Genomic DNA, 15,419 nt, shown 5'->3' on the forward strand with positions numbered 1-15,419 from the left:
AACAATGAACAGGTTTTTTTCAGCCCTCGGTATTTCGCTATGGACAGCGCTGTTGTCGCCGATGGTTCTTGGGGCCGGCCTGAAAACGCTGGATGTGGCGGCGTTGCCGGGGGACCGTGTCGAGTTGAAACTTACCTTCGACGGACCGCCGCCGACACCGCGGGGCTACACCACCGAACAACCGGCCCGGATTGCGCTGGACCTGCCGGGCGTGACCAATCAACTGGCCAGTAGAAGCCGCGACCTGGGTGGGGGCAACGCGCGTAGCGCCACCGTGGTCGAGGCGGGGGATCGCACCCGGTTGATCATTGGCCTGACCCAACTGGCGCCGTATGACACCCGGGTCGAAGGCAATAACCTGTTCGTGGTGGTCGGCAAGGGCGGCGCCCCGAAGAGCACTGCCCGCAACAGCACCGTCCAGGCTCCGCGCCCGGCGGTTGCCAGCGCGGCGCCTGCCAGGAGCAATGCGCCGATGGGCAAGGCGATCCGTGGGGTGGATTTCCAGCGCGGGACCCAGGGCGAAGGCAACGTGGTGATCGATTTGTCCGATCCGTCCATCGCCCCGGACATCCAGGAGCGTGAAGGCAAGATCATTCTCAATTTCGCCAAGACCCAATTGCCCGAGCCGCTGCGGGTGCGCCTGGACGTCAAGGACTTCGCCACCCCGGTGCAATTCGTCAATGCCAGCGCCGGTAGCGACCGAGCGACCATCAGCATCGAGCCCAGCGGCACCTTCGACTACTCGACCTACCAGACCGACAACAAGCTCACCGTCAGCGTCCGGCCCATGACTGTCGACGACCTGCAAAAACGCAACGCCGACCGCGCTGCCTACAGCGGCGAAAAACTCTCGCTCAACTTCCAGGACATTGAGGTGCGTTCGGTCCTGCAATTGATTGCCGACTTTACCAACCTGAACCTGGTGGCCAGCGACACGGTGCAGGGCGGTATCACCCTGCGCTTGCAGAATGTGCCTTGGGACCAGGCGCTGGACCTGGTGCTCAAGACCAAGGGGTTGGACAAGCGCAAGGTCGGCAACGTGCTGCTGGTGGCCCCGGCCGATGAAATCGCGGCGCGGGAGCGCCAGGAGCTGGAGTCGCAAAAGCAGATTGCCGACCTGGCGCCACTGCGGCGTGAACTGCTGCAGGTCAATTATGCGAAGGCGGCGGACATCGCCAAGCTGTTCCAGTCGGTGACCAGCGCCGAGGCGAAAGCCGACGAGCGCGGCACGATCACGGTGGATGAGCGAACCAACAACATCATTGCCTACCAGACCCAGGACCGGCTCGACGAACTGCGCCGGATCGTGGCGCAGCTGGATATTCCGGTGCGCCAGGTGATGATCGAGGCGCGAATTGTCGAGGCCAACGTCGACTACGACAAAAGCCTGGGCGTGCGCTGGGGCGGTTCGATCCAGAACAAGGGCAACTGGAATTCCTCGGGAGTGACTACCGGCACCTCCACGACCATCGGCACGCCGGGCAGTACCGGCACCAATCAGCCGTTCGTGGACCTGGGTGCCTCGGGCAATACCTCGGGGATCGGCATTGCGTTCATCACCGATAACGTATTGCTGGACCTTGAACTGACGGCCATGGAGAAAACCGGTAACGGGGAAATCGTCTCCCAGCCCAAGGTGGTGACATCCGACAAGGAGACGGCCAAGATCCTCAAGGGCACGGAGATTCCTTATCAGGAAGCCAGCTCCAGCGGCGCCACCTCGGTGTCGTTCAAGGAGGCCTCGCTGTCCCTGGAGGTGACCCCGCAAATCACCCCGGACAACCGCATCATCATGGAGGTCAAGGTCACCAAGGATGAGCCGGACTACCTGAACAAGGTCCAGGATGTGCCGCCGATCAAGAAAAACGAAGTCAACGCCAAGGTCCTGGTCAACGATGGCGAGACCATTGTGATTGGCGGGGTTTTCTCAAATACTCAGAGCAAGGTCGTAGATAAGGTGCCATTTCTTGGCGATGTGCCGTATCTTGGCCGCCTTTTCCGGCGTGATGTGGTTTCGGAGAAAAAATCCGAGCTGCTGGTGTTCCTCACTCCGCGTATCATGAATAACCAGGCGATTGCTGTGAGTCGTTGATTCTGTGCGAAATTTGATTCTTGTTGGGCCGATGGGCGCTGGAAAAAGCACCATCGGCCGTTTGCTGGCCAAAGAGCTGCGCCTGCCGTTCAAAGATTCCGACAAGGAAATTGAATTGCGCACGGGCGCCAATATCCCATGGATCTTCGATAAGGAAGGCGAGCCGGGCTTTCGCGACCGTGAGCAGGCGATGATTGCCGAGCTGTGCGCGTTCGAGGGCGTGGTGTTGGCCACCGGCGGTGGCGCGGTAATGCGCGAAGCCAATCGTCGGGCGCTGCATGCCGGCGGACGAGTGGTCTATCTGCACGCCTCTGTCGAGCAGCAGGTCGGCCGCACGGCCCGGGACCGCAACCGGCCGCTGTTGCGCACCGCTGACCCGGCCAAGACCCTGCGCGACTTGCTGGCGCTGCGTGACCCGCTGTATCGGGAGATCGCCGACCTGGTGGTGGAAACCGACGAGCGGCCGCCGCGGATGGTGGTGCTGGACATTCTCGATCGCCTTCAGCAACTTCCGCCCCGTTAATGCGCCTGGCGAAATGCGCTATCCTCGACGTCCCGTTTTGGTCCGCCTGGGGCGTGGCGTATGGCCATTAACTGGCGTCAGGGCAAGCACCGTGGACTTTCGTTAATTGCAGGCAGGACGCCTGATTCCATCTTCACTGTGGGGACACATGCAGACACTTAAGGTCGACCTGGGCGAGCGCAGCTACCCGATTCATATTGGCGAAGGCTTGTTGGACCAGCCCGAACTGCTGGCGCCGCATATCGCCGGGCGGCAAGTGGCGATCGTTTCCAATGATACCGTCGCGCCTCTGTATCTGGAGCGTCTGACCCGCAGCCTGTCGGCCTTCTCGGTGATTTCCGTGGTATTGCCCGACGGCGAAGCCTTCAAGAATTGGGAAACCCTGCAACTGATTTTCGACGGCCTGCTGACCGCACGTCACGATCGCCGCACCACGGTGGTTGCCCTGGGTGGCGGCGTGATCGGCGACATGGCCGGTTTTGCCGCCGCCTGCTACCAGCGTGGTGTCGATTTCATCCAGATCCCCACTACGCTGCTGTCGCAGGTCGACTCGTCGGTGGGCGGCAAGACCGGGATCAATCATCCGCTGGGCAAGAACATGGTCGGTGCGTTCTATCAGCCCAACGTGGTGCTGATCGACACCGCCACCCTCAATACCTTGCCGGCGCGCGAACTGTCTGCGGGTCTGGCGGAAGTCATCAAGTACGGGCTGATCTGCGATGAACCGTTCCTGGGCTGGCTCGAAGAGAACGTCGACCGCCTGCGTGCGTTGGACCAGTCGGCGCTGACCTACGCCATCGAGCGCTCCTGCGCCGCCAAGGCCGCCGTGGTCGGTGCCGATGAGCGTGAGTCCGGGGTGCGCGCCACGCTCAACCTGGGGCACACCTTTGGCCATGCCATCGAAACCCACATGGGCTATGGTGTCTGGCTGCACGGTGAAGCGGTTGCGGCCGGTACGGTCATGGCCCTGGAGATGTCCGCGCGCCTGGGTTGGATCAGCGAGCAGGAGCGCGATCGCGGTATTCGTCTGTTCCAGCGCGCCGGGCTGCCGGTGGTTCCGCCCGAGGAAATGAGCGAGGCGGATTTTCTTCAACACATGGCAATCGACAAAAAAGTGATCGACGGTCGTCTGCGCCTGGTGCTGCTGCGCCACATGGGCGAAGCGGTGGTGACCGACGATTATCCGAAAGAAGTTCTACAGGCCACGCTGGGAGCGGACTACCGCGCCCTGGCTCAGCTTAAAGGTTAATAAGACTGCGATGACTAGTTTGCATGCCGACGAGGCTTTCCTCGGCCATTTCCAATTGAGTCATGACCCTTTTGCCCCACGGGTCCCGGGCTTCAAGTTCTTCCCCGCCCAGCGCAAGCCGGTGCTGGGCCAGTTGCATCACCTGGCGCGCTACAGCCAGTTGCTCCTGGTGGTCACCGGTCCCCAGGGCAGCGGCAAGACCTTGCTGCGCCAGGCCCTGGTGGCCAGCACCAACAAACAGTCGGTGCAAAGCGTGGTGGTATCGGCCCGTGGCGCCGGCGATGCCGCCGGCGTGTTGCGCCAGGTGGCCCAGGCGCTGAACGTCGCCCAGGCTGAAGTCGGTGCCATTCTCGATCAGATCGTGCAACTGGCGCTGACCGGGCAGGAAGTCTATCTGCTGGTGGACGATGCCGAGCAACTCGACGAGTCGGCCCTCGAAGCCCTGCTGGCCCTGGCGGCCGGTGCGCCGGAGGGTCGCCCTCATGTGTTCCTGTTCGGCGAGTCGTCGCTGATTGCCGACCTGGATCAGTTGAACCTCGAGGAAGAGCGCTTCCACGTCATCGAACTGGCGCCCTATACCGAGGAAGAAACGCGTGAATACCTGGCCCAGCGTCTTGAAGGTGCGGGGCGGGGCATCGAACTTTTCACCGCCGATCAGATCTCTGAGATTCACGAAAGCTCCGACGGTTGGCCTGGCAACATCAACCAGGTTGCCCGCGATGCTCTCATCGAAGTCATGATTGCCAGCCGCTCAGCGGTGAAGCGTCCAAGTATGGGGTTCAACATGCCGAAGAAACACGTATTGGCAATTTCCGCAGTCGTCGTGGTTGCGGTTGCCGCCGCCTGGCTGATGCCGGGTCGCAGCAAGGCGCCAACCACCGGCGCACCTGCCAACGAACAGGCGCAACTGCCCCTTGGCCAAGGTACACCGCAACCCAACGGCGGTGCACCGGCGGTGGAATTCGCCGGCAATACCCAGCCGATGCCGCTGCCGCTGGTCGGCAACTCGCAACCGGTCATGCGCGGGCCCCTGGCGGAAGCCGCAGGTGGAATCACCGAGGGTGACGACGGTGCGCCGCCTCCGATCGAAGACACCAGCGACGTGCCACCTACCGTGACCACCACCGCGCCGCCTGCGGGCGTACCGGCCGGTCCTGCGCCGACGACGCCTGCACCGGCTCCAGCCGCCAAACCGACCCCAGCGCCCACTCAGGTCGCCACCGCCAAGCCTGCACCGGTTCCAGCGCCTGCGGCCAAGCCGGCAGCGCCAGCACCGGCGGCCAAGCCTGCCGCTGCCCCGGCCAAGGCCGCGGGCGGTAGCTGGTACGCCGGCCAGGCACCGGGCAACTACGTGGTGCAGATCCTCGGCACAAGCTCCGAAACCGCGGCGCAGAACTTCGTCAAGGAACAGGGCGGCGAGTACCGTTATTTCAAGAAAGTGCTCAACGGCAAGCCGCTCTATGTCATCACCTACGGCAGCTTTGCCAACCGTGATGCAGCCGTTTCCGCCATCAAGGCCTTGCCAGCGAAGGTTCAGGCTGGTAAACCTTGGCCTCGCACTGTCGCCAGCGTCCAACAGGAACTGGCAGCAACTCGCTGAAGATTCGGCGGCCTTACCCAGGCCGCCTCTCCCGGCAACCTCAAAATTTCCGCAAGGGCGGGCGGCCTTTCAGGCCGCGCGCCTTGTGGTGTCTGCGTCACAGTAGCGTTTGAGTCGTAGCGGTCGAACCCAAAAAAGTTTTGACTAGCACAGCATATAGCTTTAAACCTTTCACAAATGCGACATGGATTTGCGACAGTTCGTCGTCAAATTTGTGAGCCCCTGTGTCGGTGTGTACAATGACCTCCCTTTTGCCCCCGCAAAGCTGGCGTACGTTCGGCGCGGCATGCAACTGGTTGAATTGAAAAGAAATTTGTCTCGATAAGAGGCAGCCTGGTGAGAAAGTGTCTATGAAAGCAGGTCTGTACCAACCAGATGAATTCAAGGATAACTGCGGTTTTGGCCTGATAGCCCATATGCAGGGCGAGCCCAGTCATACCCTTTTGCAAACGGCCATTGAGGCCCTGACCTGCATGACCCACCGCGGTGGGATCAACGCCGACGGCAAGACCGGTGACGGTTGTGGCTTGCTGATTCAAAAACCCGACGAGTTCCTGCGTGCCGTAGCCCAGGAAACGTTTGGGGTAATCCTGCCCAAGCAGTACGCCGTGGGCATGGTGTTCTTCAACCAGGACCCGGTGAAGGCCGAGGCGGCTCGCGAAAACATGAACCGCGAGATCCTGGCCGCCGGCCTGCAACTGGTTGGCTGGCGCAAAGTGCCGATCGACACCAGCGTCCTCGGCCGCTTGGCACTCGAGCGCCTGCCGCAGATCGAGCAGGTGTTCATCGCTGGCGAAGGCCTGAGCGACCAGGACATGTCGATCAAGCTGTTCAGCTCCCGTCGTCGTTCGTCCGTGGCCAATGCCGCCGACACCGATCACTACATCTGCAGCTTTTCCCACAAGACCATCATTTATAAAGGCCTGATGATGCCGGCGGACCTCACCGCCTTCTATCCAGACCTCAGCGACGAGCGCCTGAAAACCGCGATCTGCGTGTTCCACCAGCGCTTCTCCACCAACACCCTGCCGAAATGGCCGCTGGCCCAGCCATTCCGCTTCCTCGCCCACAACGGCGAGATCAACACCATCACCGGCAACCGCAACTGGGCCGTGGCCCGTCGCACCAAGTTCGCCAACGACCTGATGCCGGACCTCGAAGAGCTTGGCCCGCTGGTCAACCGCGTGGGTTCGGACTCCTCGAGCATGGACAACATGCTCGAACTGATGGTGACCGGTGGCATCGATCTGTTCCGTGGCGTGCGCATGCTCGTGCCGCCAGCCTGGCAGAACGTCGAGACCATGGACCCGGACCTGCGCGCCTTCTACGAATACAACTCCATGCACATGGAACCGTGGGACGGCCCGGCCGGTATCGTCATGACCGACGGTCGCTACGCCGTCTGCCTGCTCGACCGTAACGGCCTGCGTCCGGCGCGCTGGGTCACCACCACCAACGGGTTCATCACCCTGGCCTCGGAAATCGGCGTCTGGAACTACCAGCCCCATGACGTCATCGCCAAGGGCCGCGTAGGCCCGGGCCAGATCTTTGCCGTGGACACCGAGACCGGCCAGATCCTCGACACCGATGCCATCGACAACCGCCTCAAGTCCCGTCATCCGTACAAGCAATGGCTGCGCAAGAACGCCCTGCGCATCCAGGCGACCATGGAAGACAACGACCACGGTTCGGCTTTCTATGATGTCGACCAGCTCAAGCAGTACATGAAGATGTACCAGGTGACGTTCGAAGAGCGTGACCAGGTGCTGCGTCCGTTGGGCGAACAGGGCTACGAAGCGGTCGGCTCCATGGGCGACGACACGCCGATGGCCGTGTTGTCGCAACGCGTGCGTACACCGTACGACTATTTCCGCCAGCAGTTCGCCCAGGTGACTAACCCACCGATCGACCCGCTGCGCGAGGCGATCGTGATGTCCCTGGAAATCTGCCTCGGTGCCGAGCGCAACATTTTCCAAGAGTCGCCGGAACACGCCTCGCGGGTGATCCTCAGTTCGCCGGTCATTTCCCCGGCCAAGTGGCGCTCGCTGACCAACCTTGATCGTCCCGGCTTCGAGCGCCAGGTCATCGACCTGAACTACGACGAGAACATTGGCCTGGAAGCGGCGATCCGCAACGTTGCGGACCAGGCTGAAGAAGCGGCGCGCGCCGGGCGTACCCAGATCGTGCTGACCGACCGTCACATCGCCCCGGGCAAACTGCCGATCCACGCCTCGCTGGCCACGGGTGCGGTGCACCATCGCCTGACCGAAAAAGGCCTGCGCTGCGACTCCAACATCCTGGTGGAAACCGCTACCGCACGCGATCCGCATCACTTCGCGGTGCTGATCGGCTTCGGCGCTTCGGCGGTGTATCCGTTCCTGGCTTATGAAGTGCTGGGCGACCTGATCCGTACCGGTGAAGTGCTGGGCGACCTCTACGAGGTGTTCAAGAACTACCGCAAGGGCATCACCAAGGGCCTGCTCAAGATCCTGTCGAAAATGGGTATCTCGACCATCGCCTCGTACCGTGGCGCGCAATTGTTCGAGGCCATCGGCCTGTCCGAAGAAGTCTGCGAACTGAGCTTCCGTGGCGTGCCGAGCCGTATCAAGGGGGCGCGCTTCGTCGACATTGAAGCCGAACAGAAAGCCCTGGCCGCCGAAGCCTGGAGCCCGCGCAAGCCGATCCAGCAAGGTGGCCTGCTGAAGTTCGTTCACGGTGGCGAATACCACGCCTACAACCCGGACGTGGTCAACACCTTGCAAGCCGCCGTGCAACAGGGCGACTACAGCAAGTTCAAGGAATACACCTCGCTGGTGGACAACCGTCCGGTGTCGATGATCCGCGACCTGCTCAAGGTCAAGACCCTCGACACGCCGCTGGACATCAGTGAAGTGGAGCCGCTGGAGTCGGTGCTCAAGCGCTTCGATTCGGCCGGTATTTCCCTCGGTGCGTTGTCCCCGGAAGCCCACGAAGCCCTGGCCGAAGCCATGAACCGCCTCGGTGCGCGTTCCAACTCCGGTGAAGGCGGCGAAGACCCGGCGCGCTACGGCACCATCAAGAGTTCGAAAATCAAGCAGGTGGCCACCGGCCGCTTCGGTGTGACACCGGAATACCTGGTCAACGCCGAAGTGCTGCAGATCAAGGTCGCCCAGGGTGCCAAGCCCGGCGAAGGCGGCCAACTGCCTGGTGGCAAGGTCAACGGCCTGATTGCCAAGCTGCGTTACGCGGTTCCCGGCGTGACCCTGATCTCGCCACCACCGCACCACGACATCTACTCGATCGAAGACTTGTCGCAACTGATCTTCGACCTCAAGCAGGTGAACCCCAAGGCGCTGGTCTCGGTGAAACTGGTGGCGGAAGCGGGCGTTGGCACCATCGCCGCTGGCGTGGCCAAGGCCTATGCCGACCTGATCACCATCTCCGGCTACGACGGCGGCACCGGTGCATCGCCGCTGACCTCGATCAAGTACGCCGGTGCGCCGTGGGAACTGGGCCTGGCCGAAACCCACCAGACCCTGCGCGGCAACGACTTGCGCGGCAAGGTCCGGGTGCAGACCGACGGTGGCCTGAAGACTGGCCTGGACGTGATCAAGGCCGCCATCCTCGGCGCCGAGAGCTTCGGCTTCGGCACCGCGCCGATGATCGCCCTGGGCTGCAAATACCTGCGCATCTGCCACCTGAACAACTGCGCCACCGGCGTGGCGACCCAGAACGACAAGCTGCGCAAGGACCACTACATCGGCACCGTCGACATGGTGGTGAATTTCTTCACCTACGTGGCCGAGGAAACCCGCGAGTGGTTGGCGAAACTGGGCGTTCGCTCCCTTGAAGAGCTGATCGGCCGTACCGATCTGCTGGACATCATCGAGGGGCAGACCGCCAAGCAACAGCACCTGGACCTGACCCCTTTGCTGGGCAGCGATCTGATTCCGGCAGACAAGCCTCAGTTCTGCCAGGTTGATCGCAACCCGCCATTCGACAAGGGTGAGCTGGCCGAGAAAATGGTCGACATGGCCGCTGCGGCGATCAACGACCTGAGCGGTGCCGAGTTCGAACTGGACATCTGCAACTGCGACCGTTCCATCGGTGCGCGGATCTCCGGCGAAATCGCGCGCAAGCACGGCAACCAGGGCATGGCCAAGGCACCGGTGACCTTCCGCTTCAAGGGCACCGCAGGCCAGAGCTTCGGCGTCTGGAACGCCGGTGGCTTGAACATGTACCTGGAAGGCGATGCCAACGACTACGTGGGCAAGGGCATGACCGGCGGCAAGCTGGTCATCGTTCCGCCCAAGGGCAGCGTCTACAAGACCCAGGACAGTGCCATCATCGGCAACACCTGCCTCTACGGCGCCACGGGCGGCAAGCTGTTCGCCGCCGGCACCGCGGGCGAGCGTTTTGCCGTGCGTAACTCCGGCGCCCACACCGTGGTGGAAGGCACCGGCGATCACTGCTGCGAGTACATGACCGGTGGTTTTGTCTGCGTGCTGGGCAAGACCGGTTATAACTTCGGCTCTGGCATGACCGGCGGTTTCGCCTACGTGCTCGACCAGGACAACACCTTCGTTGACCGGGTCAACCACGAACTGGTGGAAATCCAGCGGATCAGCGGCGAGGCGATGGAGGCCTACCGCAGCCATCTGCAAAACGTGCTGAACGAGTACGTCGCGGAAACCGACAGCGAGTGGGGTCGTGAGCTCGCCGAGAACCTCGATGACTACTTGCGCCGTTTCTGGCTGGTCAAGCCCAAGGCTGCCAACCTGAAGTCGTTGCTTTCCAGCACTCGTGCCAACCCGCAGTGATATGCGCCTGAAGAGTTTGATGAGGTTTTAACAATGGCTGAACGTCTGAATAACGACTTCCAGTTCATCGATGTCGGGCGCAAGGATCCGAAGAAGAAACTGTTGCGTCAACGCAAGAAAGAGTTCGTGGAGATCTACGAGCCTTTCAAACCCCAGCAGTCGGCCGACCAGGCTCACCGCTGCCTGGGTTGCGGTAACCCGTACTGCGAATGGAAGTGCCCGGTGCACAACTTCATTCCCAACTGGTTGAAACTGGTGGCCGAGGGCAACATCCTCCAGGCCGCCGAATTGTCCCACCAGACCAACACCCTGCCGGAAGTCTGCGGCCGGGTGTGCCCCCAGGATCGTCTATGTGAAGGTGCTTGCACCCTCAACGACGGTTTTGGCGCGGTGACCATCGGTTCGGTGGAGAAATACATCACCGACACCGCGTTCGCCATGGGCTGGCGTCCGGACATGTCCAAGGTCAAGCCGACCGGCAAGCGCGTGGCGATCATCGGCGCGGGCCCGGCGGGCCTGGGCTGTGCCGACGTACTGGTACGCGGTGGCGTGACCCCGGTGGTGTTCGACAAGAACCCGGAAATCGGCGGTCTGCTGACCTTCGGCATTCCCGAGTTCAAGCTGGAAAAGACCGTGCTGAGCAATCGCCGCGAAGTCTTCACCGGCATGGGCATCGAGTTCCGCCTGAACACCGAGGTGGGCAAGGACGTGACCATGGAGCAACTGCTCGAAGAATACGATGCGGTCTTCATGGGCATGGGCACCTACACCTACATGAAGGGCGGCTTTGCCGGTGAGGACCTGCCGGGCGTCTACGACGCGCTGGATTTCCTGATCGCCAACGTCAACCGCAACCTGGGCTTCGAAAAGTCGCCGGAAGATTTCGTCGACATGAAGGGCAAGAAGGTCGTGGTGCTCGGCGGTGGCGACACGGCGATGGACTGCAATCGCACGTCGATTCGCCAGGGCGCCAAGTCGGTGACCTGCGCCTATCGTCGTGACGAAGCGAACATGCCCGGCTCGCGCAAAGAGGTGAAGAACGCCAAGGAAGAAGGCGTGAAGTTCCTCTACAACCGCCAGCCGATCGCCATTGTCGGTGAAGACAAGGTCGAAGGCGTGAAGGTGGTCGAGACCCGTCTCGGCGAGCCGGACGCCCGTGGCCGCCGTAGCCCCGAGCCGATCCCGGGCTCCGAAGAGATCATCCCGGCCGACGCCGTGGTCATCGCTTTCGGCTTCCGCCCGAGCCCGGCGCCGTGGTTCGAGCAGTTCAGCATCCAGACCGACAGCCAGGGCCGTGTCGTGGCACCGGAGCAGGGCCAGTACAAACACCAGACCAGCAACCCGAAGATCTTCGCCGGTGGCGACATGGTCCGGGGTTCCGACCTGGTGGTGACGGCGATCTTCGAAGGCCGCAATGCGGCGGAAGGGATCCTGGATTACCTACAAGTCTGACCGAACGACACCCAACCCTGTGGGAGCGAGCTTGCTCGCGATAGCGGTAGATCAGTCGCCAGATGTATTGGCTGACAAGCCGCTATCGCGAGCAAGCTCGCTCCCACAGTTGTTTTGTGGTGTTAGAAGACTGTGTTGCACCGCGACAAATTGCCCCGATAGATAAAAGGCACGGCTCTTGCCGTGCCTTTTACGTCGCGCTCTGAGAAAATGCCCGCACTTTTTTTCCGGATGCCGACATGACTGCCCTGAAGAACGACCGTTTCCTTCGCGCCCTGCTCAAGCAACCCGTAGACGTCACCCCGGTGTGGATGATGCGCCAGGCCGGTCGCTATCTGCCGGAATACCGCGCCAGCCGCGCCAAGGCGGGCGACTTCATGAGCCTGTGCATGAACCCGCAGTTCGCCTGCGAAGTCACGATGCAGCCGCTGGACCGTTACCCGCAGTTGGACGCGGCGATCCTGTTCTCCGACATCCTCACCATTCCCGATGCCATGGGCCAAGGCCTGTACTTCGAGACCGGAGAAGGCCCGCGCTTCAAGAAAGTCGTCAGTACCTTGGCCGACATCGAAGCCCTGCCGATTCCCGATCCGCAGAAGGACCTGGGCTACGTCATGGATGCGGTCAGCACCATTCGCCGTGAACTCAACGGCCGTGTGCCGCTGATCGGTTTCTCCGGCAGCCCGTGGACCCTCGCGACCTACATGGTCGAAGGCGGCTCGTCGAAGGACTTCCGCAAGACCAAGGCGATGCTCTACGACAACCCGCAAGCCATGCACTTGTTGCTGGACAAGCTGGCGCAGTCGGTCACGTCCTACCTCAACGGCCAGATCATGGCCGGTGCGCAAGCGGTGCAGATTTTCGATACCTGGGGCGGCAACCTGTCGGCGGCGGCGTACCAGGAGTTTTCCTTGGCCTACATGCGCAAAATCGTCAGCGGCCTGATCCGCGAGCACGAAGGCCGCAAAGTCCCAGTGATCCTGTTCACCAAGAACGGTGGCCTGTGGCTGGAAAGCATCGCCGATACCGGCGCCGACGCCCTGGGCCTGGACTGGACCTGCGACATCGGCAACGCTCGTGAGCGCGTTGGCCATAAGGTTGCGCTGCAAGGCAACATGGACCCGACCGTGCTCTACGCCAAGCCTGAAGCGATCCGCGCTGAAGTCGGGCGGATCCTGGCCAGCTACGGCAGTGGCAGCGGCCATGTGTTCAACCTCGGCCACGGCATCACCCCGGAAGTCGACCCGGAACACGCCGGTGCCTTCCTGCGGGCGGTGCATGAGTTGTCGGCGCAATACCACGTTTGATCCCCGTCACCCAGCCTGTCCGGACCCGTGCCGGACAGGCTTTTTTTTGTCCGCGGTTAACCGTTCAATCTATAACCAGTCGATTATTTTTTGGGTGTATTTGTTTGCTTTTGTTTGTTGGGGATTTTTGTTCGTAAGATGTTTCTCTAATTATGTAAGGGAAATCGAATCAGAGATCATTCCTTCCATGTTGAGAGATTTATCCTACATAGAGAATCCTTAAGTTTCTATAAGGTTCCGGGCACTTGTAAGGGCGGGCGCTGAGCAGTCTGGCGCGCCTTTCAAGCAGGCGGTGACGCGTCTTTCATTTTGATGATTAGTCTGGAATTTATATGAAAAATAACTTCAATAAGGGCAATGTATTAACGGGGTGTGCGTCTTCATTAGTTCTGTTGTCGGCCATGGCTGCATCGCAAAGTGTGCTGGCCCATGGTTTCGTTCAAGTACCGCCTTCCCGGGCACTGTTGTGCCAGCAAGGCGTCAATTTGAACTGTGGCGGGGCGCAATACGAACCGCAGAGTACCGGCGAAACCTTCAAGGGCTTCCCGAATGGTGCAGGCGGCGGGCCGTTGCAGGGCCCTATCGACGGTAAAATCGCCAGCGGCGGCAACGTCAACTTTTCTGCACTCGATGCGCAATCGTCTTCGCGCTGGCACCTGACCGAAATCAGGGACCGCAACATTATCTTTCAATGGCACTACTCCGCCGCGCACCCGGCGACCAAACACGAATATTTCATTACCCGCGACGGCTGGAACCCGAACGAAGTGCTCAAGCGTGCCTCGTTCGACAGCACACCGTTCTGCACGGTGGATGGCGGTAATCAACTCCCGGTGAGCGGAGCCCCGCACAACTGTGTCATTCCGGACAGTAAATCGGGTCATCACGTCATCCTGGGTGTCTGGACAGTGGGTGATACCGATGCCGCCTTCTACAACCCGGTGGATGTGAACATCCTCGCCGAAGCCGCGTTGCCGGGTGGCTGGTCGCCGGTGGGCAGTATTGCGCCATCGACCCAACTCCTGGTGGGTGACAAGGTCAAGGCCCGGGCATTTTCCGCCTCCGGCGAAAATGCCGAGTACAGCCTGCAGATCAGCATCGACAACGCTGAGGAAGGCAAGGCTGAAAACTGGTCGTTCAAATTGGCCGAGGCCCTCAACAGTGCCTATCCCCTCATTCGTGCCGGCATTCGTGACGAAGACGGCAATATCACGCCGATCAAGGGCCCCAACAGCCTCTATGCCCAGAAAGAAAGCGGTGTGACCCGCTATGAAGTGCAATTGGAAATGCAGGAAGACGCCGGCGCCAGCATGGGGATTTCCTCCCTGCAGCCGGAGTACGTACTCGACAAAGGTCGGGTCAGCATGGCGTTCACCGCACAGACAAACCGCCGGATGAACCTCGAAGCCACGTTGTTCGATGAGAAGAACAAGCAAGTGGGTGTCGTGAGCAAGGTGGGTGAAGGCAGCACCGGGCTGAGCCTGGACGTGCGCAGCGCCCCGGGGGTTCATACCCTGACGCTGGTGGGTACCACCGAAGACGGGCGTACTACTCGCCAGGATACCAAGTCGGTCACTCTGACCGGCGAAGGCGCGGGTATCGAATACGACTTCGTGTTCCCTGAAGGCATCAGCGACTACACCGCCGGTACGAAAGTGTTGCAGCCCAAGACTGACGAAGTCTTCGAATGCAAGCCGTTCCCCGCGTCCGGCTACTGCAAGCAGTACTCCCCGACAGCGAACGGCTTTGAGCCTGGTGTCGGTGCGTCCTGGCAGAGCGCCTGGGACAAGCTGTAAGTCCTACAAGCATGGCCCCAGCCGATCCGTACGGGTTGCCTGGGGCTTTCACACGAGGACGCAGTGATGTCTATCCATTACTCCAGGCGACGGGTGCTGCTGCACTGGTTGTCGGCGGCCATTATTTTATGGGCGTTGGCGTCCGGTTTTTATGTGGCGTTCAACCCTGTCTCGGCTTCGACCGAGCATTGGGTCGGGTCACTCAACGTGTCGCTGACGACGCTGTTCATTCCGTTTTTCCTGTGGCGGGCCTGGCTGTTTGTTTGCGAGCAGAAGTCCCGTGGGGCGGCGCTTGCAGGGGACAAAAGGCTGGCCTTTGCTGTGCATGCGCTGATCTATCTGGTCATCGGCGTCGTGCTGGTGACTGGCGTGCTGATGATGAAAAGCGCCATCAATGTCTTTGGCCTCGTTCGATTCCCCCAGCCATTGGCTGATCCGGTATTGATCGAGCTGGCCAACACCGTCCACGCACTGTCGTGCATGGTGCTTTCGCTGCTGGTCGCGCTGCATCTGTGCGCCGTGCTCTGGCATGAGCTTTCCGGACGCAGGGTGGTGCGGCGAATGTTCTTCGCCAAGCCTGCGGGCACGCTCCAGTGAGCGC

General features: G+C 61.3%; 9 protein-coding genes. All 9 read left to right on the forward strand.

Going from position 1 to position 15,419, the window contains the following annotated elements; translation table 11 throughout:
- The first annotated feature begins 4 nt into the window (after window positions 1-4).
- The 9 genes from pilQ to J3P85_RS01830 all read left to right on the forward strand — a co-directional run bounded on the left by pilQ (window position 5) and on the right by J3P85_RS01830 (window position 15,415).
- On the forward strand, window positions 5-2,092 hold the full coding sequence (pilQ, locus tag J3P85_RS01790; RefSeq protein WP_434704685.1) for a type IV pilus secretin PilQ: 2,088 nt from the start codon (window positions 5-7) through the stop codon (window positions 2,090-2,092).
- A 4-nt stretch (window positions 2,093-2,096) separates the two neighbouring features.
- A complete protein-coding gene (gene aroK, locus J3P85_RS01795; protein WP_053117665.1) occupies window positions 2,097-2,615 on the forward strand; it encodes a shikimate kinase AroK in 519 nt (172 codons plus the stop codon).
- Between the two features lie 148 nt (window positions 2,616-2,763).
- A complete protein-coding gene (gene aroB / locus J3P85_RS01800) occupies window positions 2,764-3,864 on the forward strand; it encodes a 3-dehydroquinate synthase (protein ID WP_434704686.1) in 1,101 nt (366 codons plus the stop codon).
- 10 nt (window positions 3,865-3,874) lie between these two features.
- Window positions 3,875-5,464 carry an AAA family ATPase gene (locus J3P85_RS01805; RefSeq protein ID WP_434704687.1) on the forward strand — a complete coding sequence of 530 codons (1,590 nt, stop codon included), beginning with the start codon at window positions 3,875-3,877 and terminating at the stop codon, window positions 5,462-5,464.
- Between the two features lie 350 nt (window positions 5,465-5,814).
- Complete coding sequence (gene gltB / locus J3P85_RS01810) at window positions 5,815-10,263, forward strand: glutamate synthase large subunit (RefSeq protein WP_434704688.1); 4,449 nt, start codon at window positions 5,815-5,817, stop codon at window positions 10,261-10,263.
- Between the two features lie 33 nt (window positions 10,264-10,296).
- Window positions 10,297-11,715 carry an FAD-dependent oxidoreductase gene (locus tag J3P85_RS01815; protein ID WP_003196992.1) on the forward strand — a complete coding sequence of 473 codons (1,419 nt, stop codon included), beginning with the start codon at window positions 10,297-10,299 and terminating at the stop codon, window positions 11,713-11,715.
- 239 nt (window positions 11,716-11,954) lie between these two features.
- Complete coding sequence (gene hemE / locus J3P85_RS01820) at window positions 11,955-13,022, forward strand: uroporphyrinogen decarboxylase (RefSeq protein WP_250962292.1); 1,068 nt, start codon at window positions 11,955-11,957, stop codon at window positions 13,020-13,022.
- A gap of 332 nt (window positions 13,023-13,354) precedes the next feature.
- A complete protein-coding gene (gene gbpA, locus J3P85_RS01825; RefSeq protein ID WP_434704689.1) occupies window positions 13,355-14,818 on the forward strand; it encodes an N-acetylglucosamine-binding protein GbpA in 1,464 nt (487 codons plus the stop codon).
- Between the two features lie 66 nt (window positions 14,819-14,884).
- The gene (locus J3P85_RS01830; protein WP_434706311.1) at window positions 14,885-15,415 is read left to right on the forward strand and encodes a cytochrome b; all 531 of its coding nucleotides are present in this window, start codon (window positions 14,885-14,887) and stop codon (window positions 15,413-15,415) included.
- Window positions 15,416-15,419 lie beyond the last annotated feature (4 nt).

It is taken from the genome of Pseudomonas sp. Z1-12 (assembly GCF_051132015.1).
Taxonomy (GTDB): domain Bacteria; phylum Pseudomonadota; class Gammaproteobacteria; order Pseudomonadales; family Pseudomonadaceae; genus Aquipseudomonas; species Aquipseudomonas zanjanensis.

Coding starts and splice junctions, on each gene's coding strand:
- pilQ (WP_434704685.1), top strand. CDS start 5: ATGAACAGGTTTTTTTCAGCCCTCGGTATTTCGCTATGGACAGCGCTG.
- aroB (WP_434704686.1), top strand. CDS start 2,764: ATGCAGACACTTAAGGTCGACCTGGGCGAGCGCAGCTACCCGATTCAT.
- J3P85_RS01805 (WP_434704687.1), top strand. CDS start 3,875: ATGACTAGTTTGCATGCCGACGAGGCTTTCCTCGGCCATTTCCAATTG.
- gltB (WP_434704688.1), top strand. CDS start 5,815: ATGAAAGCAGGTCTGTACCAACCAGATGAATTCAAGGATAACTGCGGT.
- J3P85_RS01815 (WP_003196992.1), top strand. CDS start 10,297: ATGGCTGAACGTCTGAATAACGACTTCCAGTTCATCGATGTCGGGCGC.
- hemE (WP_250962292.1), top strand. CDS start 11,955: ATGACTGCCCTGAAGAACGACCGTTTCCTTCGCGCCCTGCTCAAGCAA.
- gbpA (WP_434704689.1), top strand. CDS start 13,355: ATGAAAAATAACTTCAATAAGGGCAATGTATTAACGGGGTGTGCGTCT.
- J3P85_RS01830 (WP_434706311.1), top strand. CDS start 14,885: ATGTCTATCCATTACTCCAGGCGACGGGTGCTGCTGCACTGGTTGTCG.